Annotated in this window: 14 protein-coding genes and 1 tRNA gene; 12 read left to right on the forward strand and 3 right to left on the reverse strand. The window is 33.5% G+C overall.

All coding sequences use genetic code 11. The annotated features are described in order from the left end of the window. Positions 1-75: 75 nt before the first annotated feature. Positions 76-468, reverse strand: a complete 393-nt coding sequence (locus tag AC1RNE_RS02040; RefSeq protein ID WP_492799385.1) for an START-like domain-containing protein — start codon at positions 466-468, stop codon at positions 76-78. A gap of 329 nt (positions 469-797) precedes the next feature. Here AC1RNE_RS02040 and AC1RNE_RS02045 point away from each other — a divergent pair. Then, positions 798-871: transfer RNA gene (locus tag AC1RNE_RS02045), tRNA-Met, on the forward strand. Positions 872-959: 88 nt separating this feature from the next. Next, entirely contained in the window at positions 960-2,678 is a 1,719-nt protein-coding gene (gene menD / locus AC1RNE_RS02050) for a 2-succinyl-5-enolpyruvyl-6-hydroxy-3-cyclohexene-1-carboxylic-acid synthase (protein ID WP_492799386.1), read from the forward strand. Positions 2,679-2,723: 45 nt separating this feature from the next. Here menD and AC1RNE_RS02055 read toward each other — a convergent pair whose 3' ends face one another. Then, positions 2,724-3,626: a tetratricopeptide repeat protein gene (locus AC1RNE_RS02055; RefSeq protein WP_492799387.1), complete on the reverse strand. Its 903-nt coding sequence runs from the start codon at positions 3,624-3,626 to the stop codon at positions 2,724-2,726. 202 nt (positions 3,627-3,828) lie between these two features. Between AC1RNE_RS02055 and AC1RNE_RS02060 the strand changes: the two genes are divergently transcribed. The 4 genes from AC1RNE_RS02060 (at position 3,829) to AC1RNE_RS02075 (ending at position 5,366) form a co-directional block, all read left to right on the forward strand. Next, positions 3,829-4,266, forward strand: coding sequence for a peptidylprolyl isomerase (locus tag AC1RNE_RS02060; RefSeq protein ID WP_492799388.1), 438 nt, complete (start codon positions 3,829-3,831; stop codon positions 4,264-4,266). Between the two features lie 70 nt (positions 4,267-4,336). Next, positions 4,337-4,540 (forward strand): hypothetical protein, encoded by a 204-nt coding sequence (locus AC1RNE_RS02065; protein ID WP_492799389.1) that lies wholly within the window; start codon positions 4,337-4,339, stop codon positions 4,538-4,540. A 166-nt stretch (positions 4,541-4,706) separates the two neighbouring features. Further along, positions 4,707-4,952, forward strand: a complete 246-nt coding sequence (locus AC1RNE_RS02070; protein ID WP_492799390.1) for a hypothetical protein — start codon at positions 4,707-4,709, stop codon at positions 4,950-4,952. A gap of 63 nt (positions 4,953-5,015) precedes the next feature. Further along, on the forward strand, positions 5,016-5,366 hold the full coding sequence (locus AC1RNE_RS02075; RefSeq protein WP_492799391.1) for a PIN domain-containing protein: 351 nt from the start codon (positions 5,016-5,018) through the stop codon (positions 5,364-5,366). Between the two features lie 74 nt (positions 5,367-5,440). Here the strand turns inward: AC1RNE_RS02075 and AC1RNE_RS02080 are convergent, their stop codons facing one another. Then, positions 5,441-7,252, reverse strand: a complete 1,812-nt coding sequence (locus tag AC1RNE_RS02080; protein ID WP_492799392.1) for a M61 family metallopeptidase — start codon at positions 7,250-7,252, stop codon at positions 5,441-5,443. A 224-nt stretch (positions 7,253-7,476) separates the two neighbouring features. Between AC1RNE_RS02080 and AC1RNE_RS02085 the strand changes: the two genes are divergently transcribed. The 6 genes from AC1RNE_RS02085 (at position 7,477) to trmB (ending at position 16,512) form a co-directional block, all read left to right on the forward strand. Beyond that, positions 7,477-10,500 (forward strand): tetratricopeptide repeat protein, encoded by a 3,024-nt coding sequence (locus AC1RNE_RS02085; protein WP_492799393.1) that lies wholly within the window; start codon positions 7,477-7,479, stop codon positions 10,498-10,500. Between the two features lie 63 nt (positions 10,501-10,563). After that, the gene (locus AC1RNE_RS02090) at positions 10,564-12,255 is read left to right on the forward strand and encodes a TonB-dependent receptor (RefSeq protein ID WP_492799394.1); all 1,692 of its coding nucleotides are present in this window, start codon (positions 10,564-10,566) and stop codon (positions 12,253-12,255) included. A 48-nt stretch (positions 12,256-12,303) separates the two neighbouring features. After that, positions 12,304-13,383: an HU domain-containing protein gene (locus AC1RNE_RS02095; RefSeq protein ID WP_492799395.1), complete on the forward strand. Its 1,080-nt coding sequence runs from the start codon at positions 12,304-12,306 to the stop codon at positions 13,381-13,383. Positions 13,384-13,419: 36 nt separating this feature from the next. After that, on the forward strand, positions 13,420-14,391 hold the full coding sequence (locus AC1RNE_RS02100) for a hypothetical protein (protein WP_492799396.1): 972 nt from the start codon (positions 13,420-13,422) through the stop codon (positions 14,389-14,391). 127 nt (positions 14,392-14,518) lie between these two features. Further along, positions 14,519-15,811, forward strand: coding sequence for a bifunctional folylpolyglutamate synthase/dihydrofolate synthase (locus AC1RNE_RS02105; RefSeq protein WP_492799397.1), 1,293 nt, complete (start codon positions 14,519-14,521; stop codon positions 15,809-15,811). Positions 15,812-15,858: 47 nt separating this feature from the next. After that, positions 15,859-16,512 (forward strand): tRNA (guanosine(46)-N7)-methyltransferase TrmB, encoded by a 654-nt coding sequence (gene trmB / locus AC1RNE_RS02110; protein ID WP_492799398.1) that lies wholly within the window; start codon positions 15,859-15,861, stop codon positions 16,510-16,512. Positions 16,513-16,551 lie beyond the last annotated feature (39 nt).

Here is a 16,551-nt window from a genome sequence, read left to right on the forward strand (position 1 = left end):
CACGAGCGTTGTGTGCGCTCTGTTAAGAAAACGCAAAATTAAATATTTTTGAGTTGATACGCTTGTTAAATAAGCTTAATTGCCAACAATTTCTTTGAGCTTATAAATTAAATCTTCCCACAGTTCATTTAATTCGCTTTCATCTGTATTATCAGAATAGTCAACAATTTTTAAATAAGTAGAGCCTGTTAAGTCACTTACTTCCATTTTGAACTCAATATAATTATGGTCTCTGTCTTCAGCACTACTGGGTAAAAAATCAAATTTGGCCGATTTATTTAACCTCAGTTGTGAAAGTTTTGCAATATGACTATCGCCATCCCAAGAAAAATCAAATGTTGAACTGTCTTTCAATGTGACTTTCTCTGCAAACCACTGTTGTAAGCCAGACGCTGAGCTAATGTAAGGAAAAAGTACCTTAGGAGAGGCTCTCAATTCAAATTCTACAATAAATTTATGTTTGCTCATAATCCTAACATTTAAAGGTAATTAAATCACAAAATTACTCGACGAAACAATTTGTGAAGATAGATGTCGAGTAATTGACTCCCGAAACTCTGTTTTGGCAAAGGTATAAATGTTAGAGAAATACGCAAGCTTTTTTTTTAATTTCAAAAAATTTACTTTTTCTAGCCTAAAAAATGTATTACGTTTCTTTATTGATTCTCAATTATTTATATGACATTTGGATGAATTAATGATGAAATTAAAAAAATAATTTGAATAAAAAATGAAAGTATTTCTAAAATACCTTTGCATTTGAATACAAAAGCACTAATTTTGCACCACAATACGACAGCGGGATAGCTCAGATGGTTAGAGCGTAGGATTCATAACCCTAAGGTCGGCAGTTCGATCCTGCTTCCCGCTACTTATTAAAAGCGTAATTAATTGAAATTCAATTGGTTACGCTTTTTCTTTTTCATCAATATTTACTGTTTACTAATCTGTAAGTATCTATGCTTTTACAACCCATTGTAAATCTTGTAGAAATTCTTTCAAGAAAAGGTGTTCATCATGCCATTATTTCACCCGGTTCACGGAATGCTCCATTAACAATTGCTTTGGTGCGTCACCCAGCTATTGAAACATTGTCGATTTCTGATGAACGTTCCGCTGCTTTTATTGCGTTGGGTATGGCTCAAAACCTCAGCAAACCTGTGGTTATTTGTTGCACTTCTGGCTCTGCAGCGTATAATTATGCACCAGCAGTAGCCGAGGCTTTTTTTCAAGAAATTCCTTTGATTATTCTAACTGCCGATAGACCCAAAGAGTGGATTCATCAACATGACGGGCAAACAATCTATCAAACAGATATTTTTGGAAAGCACGTAAAGCAAAGCTTTGAAATAGGAGCTGATTATAGCCATCCAGATGCTGTTTGGCATATCGAACGAACAGTTAATCATGCAGTGAATCTAGCGAATACTTTTCCTAAAGGGCCAGTTCATATTAACATTCCATTAAGAGAACCTTTTTATCCCCTTGAAAATGAAATAGTTGCATCTAATGGCAATCTAAGAGTAATAGAAAGAGTTGAAACATCCCATGTCCTTTCAAACGAGGTTTGGGCTGATCTTTTAGCAAGTATTGAGCAATATGATAAGGTATTGATAGCAGGCGGACAAAATGAATTTGACCCTGATTTAACAAGTATATTAGAGAAGCTACAAGACGAATTTAATTTCCCTGTTGTTGGAGACTCCATCTCAAACTTAAAATTCAACTTGATTTCCAATCAGGATGTTTTTCTACAACAAGATGCTGAAAATTTAGCACCAGAACTATTAATTACGTTTGGCAAATCCTTTATTTCAAAAAGCTTTAAAGCGTTTTTGAGAAAAAATAAGGCTATCGAACATTGGCATTTGAGTGTAGACAATCATTTGATTGATACCTTTCAATCATTGACTAAAATACTTCCTGTTCAACCGCTGTATTTCTTTTCAAAACTATTAGAGGAAATAGATTTTGCTCAATTCAAAAACGGTGATGATGAAGAGAGAAATAGTGATTATTTAGATGCATGGAAAAGAAATAGCTTCAAGGCAAACAATTATCTTGAGCATTTTTTCTTAGAAAACTTCCATCAACATCAGTTAAATGAATTTTATGCCATCAAGAAACTATTAGATGCCTTACCTGTTGACAGTCAACTACATTTGGCTAATTCTATGTCAGTACGTTATGCCAATTATATAGGTACTGACCCAACTAAGAAAATAGCAATATTTGCCAACAGAGGAACGAGCGGAATAGATGGTTGTGTAAGTACTGCTGTTGGTGCAGCCTTGAGTACTACCAAACAAGTGTACTTATTAATAGGGGATTTAGCTTTTTTCTATGACAGAAATGCCCTTTGGAATCGTTATGTGCCTGATAATCTGAATATTATTTTAATGAATAATCATGGTGGTGGAATTTTCAGAATAATTGACGGACCAAGTAAACAGGCTGAGTTAGATGATTATTTTGAAACGATTCAATCATACACTGCTGAAAAAACAGCTTCTGAAGCGAATCTTGAATATTTCAATGCGAAGACCGTCACAGAATTTCATCAATTTTCAGTAGCTTTTCTTGAACCAAATGGAAAATCAAAAATCTTTGAAATAGAAACAGATAGTAAATACAATACAGAGATATTCAAGAAATTTAAAGCAGGTTTTTCGCTTTGAGTTAAATTAAAAAAGACTTTACTGATAAGGTAAAGTCTTTTTTAATTATTTAATATCGATACTACTATCTAATTTCTTGGCCTCTTGAAATTTCACTAAAGCCTCTTTCTCATTACCCGTTTTTTGAAAATAATAACCTAAATTTCTTAGCGTATAAGCATTTTGTGGATTAATTCTTAAAGAACGCTCTAGCGTTTCTTTGGCTTGGTCTAGCTTCCCGATTTGCAATAAAATATAGCCATAGTTGTTTAAATAAATCGCGTCGGTTGGTTTTAAAGCAATCGCTTGTTCTGAGAATACTTTTGCTTCTTGAAATTTTTGTTCTTCCGACAGGATAAATGCTAAGTTGTTTAAGGCAAAATCTTGTTTAGGATTAATCTCAATCGCTTTTTGAAAATCCTTCTTGGCTAAATCATATTGTTTGTTCTCAAAATAAATAAAACCATGGTTGGAATAAGCCTCAGCATTATTAGGATTAATCCTGATAGCCTTTTCATAATCCGCCGTTGCTCCAGCAGCGTTATTGAGTTGTACTTTTACATTTCCTAAGCTCACAAAATAAAAAGAGGAATCTTTAAAAGGCACAGCAATTTTTTCTAAATCCACTAAACTATTCTGAAATTCCCCTTTCTGAAAAAATACTTCTGAACGATTGTAATAAGCTTCCCAATATTTTTTGTCGATATCAATGGCTTTATCTAAATCTGTTAAAGCTTCATCCAATTCATCAAGCTTTTGATGGGCTAAAGCTCTGTTATTATAAGCATCTGCAAAATCTGGATTTTTAATAATAGCTTCGTCAAACCAGTGAATAGCTTCTTGATATTCTTTATCTTTTAATTTATAATTTCCCCTTTCGAAGAATTTAATAGCCTCTTCTTTTTTATCTGCACCGCAAGAAAAAAGTAAAATGCCCGAGAGTATCAATAATAATGCGTTGTTTTTCACTGATTGTAAATGTTTTATGTAAATAATTGTCTTTGACGGTTCCGTTTTGCGTGATGAAGTCCCTCGTAAAATTACTAGAAATTGTTGGAAAGAACTCTAAAATTAGACAAGACTCCTTTCTGAACTATGACATTAACACTTTTGTTTCTAATTTTGTAAAGACAGTTCGCTGTCTTGATTTAAACTTTTAAAAAATATTGCAATGATTAAAGCTGAAATGCTAACCGACAAAGGTTTGATGGTGATAGAATTTTATGAGCAAGATGCTCCAATCCATGTTAAAAACTTTGTTGATTTATCAAAAAGTGGATTTTACGATGGCGTAACATTTCATAGAGTTTTACCTGATTTTGTGATTCAAGGTGGAGACCCAACTGGAACAGGTGGTGGTGGCCCTGGATATAGTATTGAATGTGAATTAACAGGAAATAATCAATATCACGACCGTGGTGTTTTATCGATGGCTCACCGTGGCAGAAATACAGGTGGTTCACAATTCTTTATTTGCCATAGCCGTAGAAATACTGCTCATTTAGACCGTAAACATACTTGTTTTGGTAAAGTAGTAGAGGGCTTAGAAGTAATCGATGCTATTCGTGAAGGCGATGTTATCCAGAAAATTACTATTACCGAAGAATAGCCCATTCTCACACAATTTAAATTAATCTGATATGTATTTTATTGGCGAGTTAAAAGGTTCTAGTCCTGATTTGAAAATTTCACTATATAAATGGAATTCAAAATTTTTTGTAAAGTTCGAAACACCAGATTTAGAACAAGTTTACAAAATATCAGAGATGGACGTTTCAGAAGATGAAGTTCGAGCAATGGTTAATGAAGCATTCGTCGAAAAAATTATTACCCGTTTTAAAGAGATGTATCAAGATTTAGGAGAATTAATGGGAGATTATTAGCGTTGAAATTTAAATAAGGGCGATAAACTTTAACTAAATAGTTTATCGCCCTTATTATTTTCGTTTGTTAGAGTTTATTTTACACTAGAAAGTTTAATTTTGTAGGTATATTATATATGCTTCAAAACATATATAAAGTTTGATTTTTTGTTTAAACTGATAAGTTATGCCACAGATTATCATTAACTATAAAAATCCTAAAACGCTTGAAGCTTTAAAGGATTTTGCGAAATACTTTGATTTTTCAATACAAAACATTGACAAATCGAAACCCCAAAAAACGTCTTTAAATGGCGTTTCGCTTATATCAGGTGATAAGATGATTGATGTTTCTGATATATCTCAAATATTTACAGGTAAAGATATAGATGCTAAAGACTTACGCCAGAAAGCATGGAAACGAAGAAAATAATTTGTGATACTGATGTAATGATTGATTTTTTTGACGAAAATAAAAAACGACATCTAGTGACTAGTGACAAAAAAGATTATTGAAGAAGTTATTGGTATTGATAATGTTGTAATATCTGCTGTTACTAAGATGGAAATGATGGTTGGCGCTACCAATAAAATGGATTTAAGAACAATCAATAAAAAACTTCAACGTTTCCACATTGCCTTAATAAATGATAATATCTCAGTAATGGCTTTTGAATTAATTGAAAAATATTATTTAAGTCATGGTTTAGTAATGCCTGATGGATTAATAGCTTCAACAGCAATTATTACCAATTTAGAGTTATTTAGCTATAACATAAAAGATTATAAGTTTATAAAAGATCTTAAATTATTTAAAATCGATAATAAAGATTACGTAAATAATTAACAATTATTGGAAAATAAAATAGGCTTCTTTCTTTAAAGAAGCCTATTTTATTAAATGAATCTAAAAATAGTTTTTTACAAAAACAACCATTTTTTATAAAGTGCTTTTTGTTCTTCAGTTTGGGTAGGAAGCGCTTCGATTACGAAATTTTTAGTAGGATTTCTCTGAATCTTAATCGCATAGGTTTTATCTAAACCATCTCTTTTCACTTTTACAGCTATAAGATCACCAATCTTCTTGTTACTAATAGCTTTTAAAACCTCATCAGATTTTGAAATAGCCAGTCCGTCAATCTGTAAAATTTCATCATTAACATTCAATCCGTCGATATATGCAGGGGAATCTTTTATTACTCCTGTGATTTTCAAGCCACTAGCTGCTCTAAATTCAGCGCCTAAATATGGCTCATTTTTTTCAGCATTTTTATCAACCAGCGTCATGCCCACGGCAGACAAATAAGCATTGTAAGAAATAGCTTCTGTTCCAAAAACATATTTTTGGAAGAATTCATCCATTTTTTTACCAGCTACAGCTTCTACCGTTTTTTGAAATTCTTCATCTGTAAAACCTCTGCCTAGTTTTTTGTAATATTCATTGTACAAAGCTTTCATTACATCATCAAGGTTTTTAGCACCTTTGGTAGCTTCTAAAATGGCTAGATTCAAAACACCACCCAAAACAGCTCCTTTGTCATAATAAGAAATAGTGCTATTTCGTGAGTTTTCATTCTGACGATAATATTTTATCCATGCATCCCAACTTGATTCTGCTGCTGATTGCACCTTGTTCCCAGGCTGATTTTCGATAGTATTGATTTCTGAAGCATAAGCGCTCATATATTCTTCTGGCGTATTCATATTAGCCCTACGCAAAATATAAGTAGCATAAAAACTAGTACAACCTTCTGAAAACCAAAGCATGTGTGTATAATTTTCATTTTCATAGTCAAACGGGCCAAGTGCTTTTGGACGAATACGTTTTACATTCCATAAATGAAAATATTCATGCGCTATCAAATTTAATAAACCTTGATAACGTTTTGGATCTGAATAACTATTTCTAGATGTTTGGCAAGTAGTTGAATTAAGGTGCTCTAAACCGCCCCCGCCAACACCTAAATTATGAATCAAGAAAGTATAGTCTTTACAAGGATGTTCGCCAACGACAGACATAGCAGCTTCGCAAACTTTCTTGAAATCAGCGGTAACTTTAGCATCATCAAATTTTGCTTCTCCATACATTGCGATTTTGTGAGGAACGCCACTTAAATCAAACGAAAGTACTTTCTGCGTACCAATTTCAATAGGTGAGTCAATTAAAATGTCAAGGTTATCCGCTTGGTAAGTAAATGTACCAATATTTTTCAAGCCTGTTGAAACGGCCGTCCAGCCTTCATAAGGTTTAATTATCAACGTAGATGGAACTTGTTTCCATGCATTAACGTATAAGAATACACTTGCAGGATTTAAATAACCGTGTGAATCGTCTAAGAAAGATGTTCTAACCGATAACTCATAGGCATATACTTTATAAGAAATGCTTACTTCGCTGGTATTTTTATCAATCAGTACGCGCCAAGTATTTTTATTGATTTTATCAGCCTTTAAAAGACTCGCTTTGCTAGTAGCCTTAACACTTTCTACATTTTTAGCATATTCACGAATCAAGTAAGAACCTGGCGTCCAAACGGCCATTTTAAAATCGATATAACCTTGAGCCTTAGTTTTTAAATCAAGATTAGACACTTTCATGCTCACATCAAAATAATGAGAAGAAGGTTGTTCCATGGAAAGGGCGTACTCAATTTTAGGCTGACTTATAGGGGTCTGGGCCCTCAGGAATTGGCAAATGAGTAGGAATACGGCTAATATTGATTTTTTTTTCATAATTTAATGTTTGCTATGAACGTTTTAAAATTAAATAATACTTTACTATGAAAAAACCTTTGTAGCTTGATAATTTTACTTGATTATACTAAACTTACAAGCTTCGAAGGATTTCACAAATGTCAAAAGTAACAATCCATAGCTTGTTTAACAAATTATTTTCTATCTAAAAATAATCATATTTGCTTTTTTTGATAGAATAAACACCCTAAAAATCATCTCTAATGAAAAGATTAACTTCGTTAGTAATCTCAACACTCCTTTTATCATTCTTTGCTTTCAATACCGCTGTTTTGGCACAAAGCACATTAAGTTATTCAGATATCTCTGTTCATTTTAGAAATGGACAAGAACATTTTGAATCAAAGAATTATGAAGCATGTAGAGCAGAACTAACCCAATACCTCGAAGCAGACAGAACCTTTTTGGAAAAAGAAGACGCCAACAAAGTGTGGGCAGAATACTATTTAGTAAAATGTAGTTTGTATTTAAATTATTCAGATACGGAATTATTAGCCAATCGATTTGTAAGAAATTATCCTGAACATCCTATTGCAGGAACACTTTTTACAGAAATTGGAAATTATTTTTATGAGCAAGGTGATTATACCAGAGCAATAGATTATTTATCGAAAAGTCCTAAATCAAATGAAGAAGCACAATTTCGTTTAGGAATTTCGCATTTTACCCTTCAAAATTATAATGAAGCCCTTGTTATTTTTGATAGCATCAAAGGAGGACAGGGACAATACGCTCCTTCGGCTTCGTATTATGCCGGCGTAATTAATTTCAGGGCTAAAAAATATGAAGAAGCTATTTTTGATTTTAAACAAGCTGAACTTTCTACTTCTTATTTCTCTGAAATTCCAAGTTGGTTAGCCCATAGTTATTACCGACAAGGAAAATTTACTGAAATGTTGGCTTATACCGAGCCACTATTAAAAGAGAAAAATTCTGGGAAAAAACTAGATGATGTGGCGTTGTTAAGTGCAGAAGTATATTTTCAACAAGCAGAATATGCTAAAGCTGCCAATTATTATACGATATACAAAAACTATAAGTCGCAAGGAATGCCATTGCCAATCGCCTATCGTTATGGGTATAGCCTTTATAAAACCGACCAGTTTGCACCAGCGAGTGAGCAATTAAAAAATGTTGCTGCCAAAGGCGATACCCTCGGTCAATATGCCGCTTATATTTTAGGGATTTGTTATTTAAAAGCCAATAACCCCAATTATGCATTAGGGGCTTTTGACCAAGCTAGAAAGACCAACTTCAATAAAACCGTTACGGAAGATGCAGACTTCAACTACGCAAAAGTATTGCTTGATTTGCAAAGAGGAGCAGAATCTATCAAAGCCTTTGAAAGCTTTTTAGCAAAATATCCAAACTCTAAATATGAAGACGAAGCCAATGAATTAGTCAGTGAAGCGTATTTATATTCTAATAATTATCAGGCAGCACTCGCCTATATAGAAGGCTTGAAAAAGCGAACGCCAAGAACCAATGCTGCTTATCAAAGGATTTCGTTCAATCAAGCGGTAAAATTCTATAATGACGAACGTTATGCTGAATCACTTCCTTATTTTGAAAAATCATTATTAACACCCGAGAACCTAGAAACAAAGTATGCTGCTAATTTTTGGAAAGCAGAGGCATTGTCGGCTGAAAAAAGATATTCAGAAGCTATTCCTTTATACCAGTCATTAATTGCTACTTCCGACCCGTCTGTGAGTAGTTTAGCCGAACTTCAAAGTAAGAGTAAATATGGATTAGCTTACTGCTATTATAATAACAAAGAATACGATAAAGCAAATAAGGTTTTTAAAGAATATGCCGACCAGATGAAATCTTCTGGCGACTCACAATCGTATCAAGATGCGTTGATTCGTTTGGGAGATACTTATTTTGCGTCTAAAAACTACGACCAAGCGATTTATTATTATGATCAAGCCATTGCAGGCAATCGCTCTGACCGCGATTATGCTACTTTCCAAAAAGGGTTAGTATTAGCCTTGAAGGGTAATGAAGCAGGAGCAAAGGCAGCCTTCCAAAAAGTACAAACGGATTATCCACAGTCGCTTTATTTTGACAATGCCTTGTATCAAGAAGCCAATCTGGAGTTTGTTGCTGGAAGATATATTCCTGCCATTACAAGATTCACGCAATTAATTAATAATAAGCCACAGAGTAGATTAATACCAAACGCTTTATTAAAGCGTGCCGCAGCTTTTGCCAACACGGCCAATCATGAGGCTTCTATTGTGGATTATAAGAGTATCTTGAAAAACTTCCCGACACTTTCACAAAGCAAAGATGCTTTGACGGGCGTGCAAGAAGAATTAAATGAAGTAGGTCGTCCAGAAGAATTTTCGGCGATTTTATCAGATTATCAACGAACTAACCCTACTGATAATTCAGTAGTTGGCTTAGAATATGAAACTGCTAAACGTCTTTTTTATGCGGATAAATTTGATAAAGCTATCATCGCATTGAGCGAATACGTGCGTAAAAATCCAACAAGCGTAGAATCGTATGAAGCTAAATACTTGATTGCTGAATCTTATTATAAATTGAACGACAAATACCAAGCGTTGAATTTTTATTATCAAGTAATAGCCGATAATAAATACAAATCAGTCAACAAAGCTTATGTAAAAGCTGCCGAATTGGAATTTAATAGTAATAATTTCAACAGAGCCATTACAAATTACAGAAATATTTTAAGGTTCGTAGGAGATAAAAAAGACCAGCAGGCAGCTTTAATTGGTTTGATGGAGTCTTATTATAAAATGTCAAGAGCAGATTCTACGCTATATTATGCTAATGAAGTAGCTAATACACCCGACTTAGTATTAGGTGCAAAAAGCAAAGCAAGGCTCTATACAGGGAAAATTTATATGGATAGAAATGATTTTGTAAAGGCAACAGAATATTTCAATCAAACGATTCAAATTGCAAAAGACAATTATGGTGCAGAAGCGCAGTATCTGATTGCTAAAATTCTGTATACCCAGAAAAAATACAAGGAATCGTCTGAAATGATTATTAGCAAATTCAGAACAGACTTTGCTGATGCTGCCGATAACATTGTTGGTAAAGCGTATTTATTATTATCAGATGATTTTGTGGGTCTTGATAATATCGTTCAAGCACGTGCTACTTTAAACTCTATTATAGAGAACCTTCCTGACCAAACGATTGTAGCGGAAGCGAAAGTAAAATTAAAAGCTATCGAGAAACGATAGTACAGCACGTTATCACCATAATTTTCAATAAAATAGACTTAGGTAATTTAAACCTTTCTTACAATGCAAAATAGCTCATTTAATACCATATATACCCGACTCCCTTTATTACTAATCGCGCTTGGTTGTTCTTTGCAAATGAAAGCCCAGAAGAAAGAAGGAGAAGTAAAAACAGATGAAATTGAGGTTTGGAAAGAGGCAAAAGTGAATTTGCCTCAAGCGAATAGAATTTTTGAAAAGATTTCTACCGCTAAAATAGATAATACTAAAAAGCCTATTCGATATGAATTTATTGAAAGAAGATTGCCTGTAGAGACGCCCGAATTCAGTCCGACTGTGACAATGCCCGATAAAGGAAGTACCAAAGAAAACGAATTTGCGGAAAGATATAATAATATAATCAGGGCTGGAATTGGTAACTATGGACATACCTTTTTAGAAGGTCATGGAGGTTTTTCAACTGGCGAGGATAATTATCATGGCGTATACATCAAGCATAATAGTTTTAGACTAGGTCCTATTGGAGCCAATTATTCTGGACAATCTCAGAATTTAATAAAGGTTCATAGCCGTACTTCGTTCAGTTCAGTAAAACTAGCGGGTGCATTGGGTTGGGAAAGAAGAGGTTTTGATTATTATGCATATAACAACCAAAGCAATTTTAATTTCCCTGAATCGCAAATTTTCAATTCATGGAACAAGTTTAATTTTACAGGTACAGTAAGTAATAATAACAAAAATGCGAAGGTTGACTATGTACTTAACTCAAACTTATCGTATTTATTTACACACTTAAAGGCTAATGAGTTGGTTTGGAATGCGAATTTGAAAGGAGTATATCCACTGACAGAACAGCTATCAGCCTTACTTGAAGGAAGTATCGTTATCGCTCAGCGCCAAGATTCACTTACTTTATACCGTAACCTTTATAAAGTAAAGCCAACCTTTCAATTTAAAAATGATTTATTTTCAATCACGGCGGGTTTAAATATTATCAATGACCGCGAAAAGAATACTTTTAATAACAGCTATTTATTTCCAATCGTTAAAATTGATGTGCAGCCTATTGAAGGTGTGAAAGTATTTGCAGGATATGAAGGAGATGTATATGCAAATAATCTTTCATCCTTATTAACCGAAAATCAATGGCTAGGAAGATTCACACAATTAAGGAATACCCGTAAAACGGCTGATTATTTTGCAGGAGCAAAAACTACTTTATCTAATGGTCTTTCGGTAGAAGCGAAAATTAGCTATGCTCGTTATAAAGATTTTTATGTGTTCAATAGCAATTCAACAGATAGTACACGTTTTGATGTGATGTATTCAAATGATACCACTATCGTAAAAGTAACGACTTTTTCAGGACAAGCCAGCTATCAAATTCCTGATGTTTGGAGGTCTAATTTCAAGTTTGATGTAAATGTATACAGTGGCTTAGGGAATCTTGAGAAAGCTTGGCATCGCCCTGCATTCAATGCAACTTGGACGAATACTTTTACTGTGAAAGAAAAACTATTGTTAGCATCCGACTTTTACTTTATCACTGGACTAAAAGGGAAAAATTATGTTACCAATCGTGAAGTAAAACTTAATTCGATTATCGACCTTAATGTAAAAGCTACCTATTTACTTTCTGAGCATTTAGATTTATTCATTTCGGTGAACAATATTTTGAATAAAAGTTATCAACGATACTTATATTATCCTACACAAGGGGTAAATTTTCTTGGTGGTCTGTCATATTCTTTCTAAATTCGTCCATAGAACATAAAAACCAATATTTGAATTCTTTTAAAATTTATGATAACAGTACAAAATCATATTAGAGAATTACTCTTTGAACAAGATTGTGTGGTAATCCCAGATTTTGGAGGATTCGTAACCAATTTTGATTGTGCCAAGGTTGATAAATTAGAACAATATATCAAGCCTGCACAAAAATGGTTGGCTTTCAATGGCTTACTAAAAAATGATGATGGTTTGTTGAGTAACTTTATTGCTAAGAATGAAGGAATAAGCAGAGAAGAAGCTACTCATAAAATTAAACTGTTTGTTGAAGAAGCCAAGAAAGGCATTCGTTTTGAACAACACTTTCATATTGATGGTGTTGGTATGTTTACGCAAAATGAAGAAGGTAAAATTCAATTTCACGCTTCAGAACAAAGTAATTTTTTAGGAGAAAGTTTCGGATTAGAAAAAATTTCTATCAAGCGAAGTAATATTATTCAGCCAATTGTTAAAGTGGATACTTTGGTTAATAATTCAGTTTCTCAGAAAACTATTCAACATGTTTTTGCTAGTAATGATCGCGATACGTCAGCGATAGAGCTTAAAGTTATGGCTAATAGAGTATTGACTACTAAGGATAAAAAAAGAACTCCTGTATTGAAATTTTTAGTGGCTATGGTAGCTGCTTCATTGTTTGTCTCAGCTATTTATTTATATGATAATGAGAAAAACAGTTTAAGTTCTTTCAACCCTTTTCATTTTTCGCAGAAGCAACCTGCAGAGATGGAAGCTTACGCTGACCCCGTACCTGTAGATACTGCTACTCCTATAGCTATGGTTCCAAAAGTAGATTCTTCTAAATTTGTGAAAATTATTCCTGCTGTTAAATCAATTGAAAAACCGATACTAAATGAAGATGAAAATCGTTTTTTTGTAATAACAGGAAGTTTTGGACAAAAAGAGAATGCAGAAAATCAATTAGAAACACTGAAACGTAAAGGTTTTATTCATGCTTCAATTTTAAAACCATCAAAAGGCGGGAAATTAATTAAAGTTTCTGCTGGCGGTTTTAATGATGAAGAATCAGCTAACGAAGAAGCTATCAAAGTTGCTAAAGCTATCAACCAAAATGCCTGGATATTTAAAAAGTAAGTTTGGTAAATCTATCAATCATTAGCTATTATATCAATGAACTCCTATCAACTCGAAGAAGAAGAAAGTAAAAATAGGCAAAGAGCGCTTATTATTACAATTATCATTAATGCTTTAATGTTTTACTTATTTTGGTACATTACGGTATGGACTAGTGAGGAGAACAAAAAAGAAGAATTAGTGGGTGATGGAGGTTTTGTAATGAATTTTGGAACAGATAAATCAGGAAGTGGAAAAGTTTATACAAAAAACAAAGCCAGTGATTTAAAAGAAGAAATAGAATCTAAAGCTTCACCTGAAACTAAGAAAATAGAAAAGGTAGTTCCAAAGCCAGTGATTCCTCCAGAAGTTGAAAAAGTAAAAACAGTTGTTAAGAAAGCTCCTAAAGAACCACCAGTAGTCAGTAGCAAAGTTACTAGCCCTGTAAAAGTGAAAGAGGAGTTAATCACTAAAGTAGACAAGAAGGTAACGCCAAAGCCAGCAGAAGTAAAACCAGTACCGGCTAAAGCTCCTGAGAAAGTAAAGATTGATAATTCAGCCTTATTACCAACCAAGAAAGGAAATAGTTCTTCTAATGGTACTTCAGGAACAGAATCAAGACCTGGAGGAGCATCTGATGGAAATTCAAAAGGAAAAGGAAATCAAGGTCAGCCAGAAGGAAAAGTTGTTGAAGGAGGGGATTACACTAAACGACCAGCAGGAGATGGGAATGGTGGAACAGGAGGAAGTGGAAGTGGTGGAAGTTCCTTAAATTTAACAGGTTGGACATGGTTTAGTAAACCTGTTGTTGATGATGATTCAAATGATACTGGTATTATTCGATTCAAAATTAAAGTAGATTCTGATGGTGATGTAGTTGATATTAGCCTTGTGGAAAGTACAGTTAGTCCAACAGTCATGCAGAAATATAAAAGAACAGTTCAGAAGACCAAATTTAGACCAACAAGTGATGGAGATAGACCAGAATATTCCTCTGGAACAGTCACTTTCAAATTAAGTCCGAGATAATTATTGAAAAGTGTAAGTCGAAAGGCTTACACTTTTTTCTTTTAAGAGCATCCATCAATTATCTTTGTTCATTAGATAATCAGGATAAATCATCAGGATGGCTCTTTTAGCATCCAATTTTAATAAAATGACCTACGAAGAAACTATTCATTATTTATACCAACAATTACCCGTATTCCACAGAATAGGGAAGAAAGCTTTCAAGGCCAACTTAGATAATACCAATGCTATTTGTGCACATTTAGGAAACCCGCATGAAAAATTTAAAACAATTCATATTGCAGGGACGAATGGAAAAGGGAGTACTTCACATTTTATCGCAGCAATTTTGCAAGCTGCGGGTTATAAAACAGGCTTATATACTTCGCCACATTTAAAATCATATACAGAACGGATTCGTATTAATGGAGCGCCAATAGCTGAAAAAGAGGTAGTTTCCTTCGTGGCCGAGCATCAAACTTTTTTAGAGGATTTAAAGCCTTCTTTTTTTGAAATGAGCGTAGGTATGGCTTTCGACTATTTTGCCCGTCAACAGGTTGATATTGCGGTCATTGAAGTAGGTTTAGGAGGGCGATTAGATTCTACCAATGTTATTCACCCAGAACTATCTGTCATCACAAACATTAGCTTTGATCATACGGATATTTTAGGAGATACCCTTGCTTTGATTGCTGGAGAAAAAGCTGGAATTATCAAAAGAAATACGCCAGTCGTTATAAGTGAGTATCAAGATGAAACCAAGGATGTTTTTATGCAGAAAGCCTTAGCAGAAACTGCTGATATCTTTTTTGCAGAAGATAGTTTTTCAATAACATCATTTAATAACAGCGGACTATCATTAACATTAGAAGTTATAAATAAAAAAACTAATTTATCTGAAACGTATATTTCTCAATTAAAAGGGAATTATCAGTTAAAAAATATTTTAGGGGTATTACAAGCTGTTGAAATATTGAAACAACAAGGATTTGATATCTCCAATGAAGCTCTTAAATATGGAATTGAAAATGTTGTTTCAATCACTGGCTTAAAAGGGCGTTGGCAAATATTATCAGAAAATCCAACGATGATTTGTGATACAGCCCATAATTTAAGTGGCATTACTGAAGTACTATCAAGCATCGCTAAGATAAAATACAATAAGCTATGGATGATATTAGGCTTTGTTTCTGATAAAGATATTGAAGGTATTTTAGCACTGTTGCCTGAAGAAGCAAGCTATATCTTTTGTCAAGCAAAGGTCCCTAGAGCGTTAGAAGCCAGCTTATTAAGTGAAAAAGCAAAGCATTATAATTTGCAAGGTTCTGTGATAGAAGATGTAAACCAAGCCATTGCTTTTGTTAAAAATCAGGCTTCAGCTAAAGATTTAATTTATGTTGGTGGAAGTACTTTTGTAGTGGCAGATATTGACGAGTTGTAATTTTAAGAGCATCATTCAAATATTAAGAAAAAATAAGTAGTAGATTAATGGGAAGGCAAAAAGCTAAAAGATTTGAGAGTAATATTATTCAAGAGAATGTTATACAAGAAGGAAAACCTTTGTATGAAAATATAAAAGGAGCATGGAATAAAGAGATTTTTCATAATTCAAATCCTATCGTACTTGAATTAGGCTGTGGGAAGGGTGAATATACGGTAGGGTTGGCCAAGTTATTTCCTGAAAAGAATTTTATAGGCATCGATATAAAAGGGGATAGGATAGCAGTGGGTAGTCAAAAAGCCTTAGACAGTAATTTAACAAATGTGGCCTTTTTGAGAACTAAAATACATGGGTTAGAGAGTTTTTTTGAAGAAAATGAAGTGTCTGAGATTTGGATAACTTTTCCTGACCCACAAGTATTACAGAGTGGCGTAAGGAGAAGGCTTACAAATCCGCGTTTTTTAGAGATTTATGCTAAAATTTTATCCTCAGGAGGCTATTTACATTTAAAAACAGATTCAGAATCATTCTTTAAATACTCAATCAATGCTTTAAATGATTTTGGAGCGAAGGGATTAGTAGAAACCACTGACCTCTATCATTCAGATTTGAATGTAAGACATTATAATATTAAGACCAGATTTGAAGAGATTTTCACGGCAAAAGGCTTCAGTATTAATTACTTATATTGTTCGTTTTAAAAGGGTATAAAGCAAAAAAGGTGAATCGTTTGATTCACC

The organism is Arcicella sp. GW822-FHT02H01 (assembly GCF_058802005.1).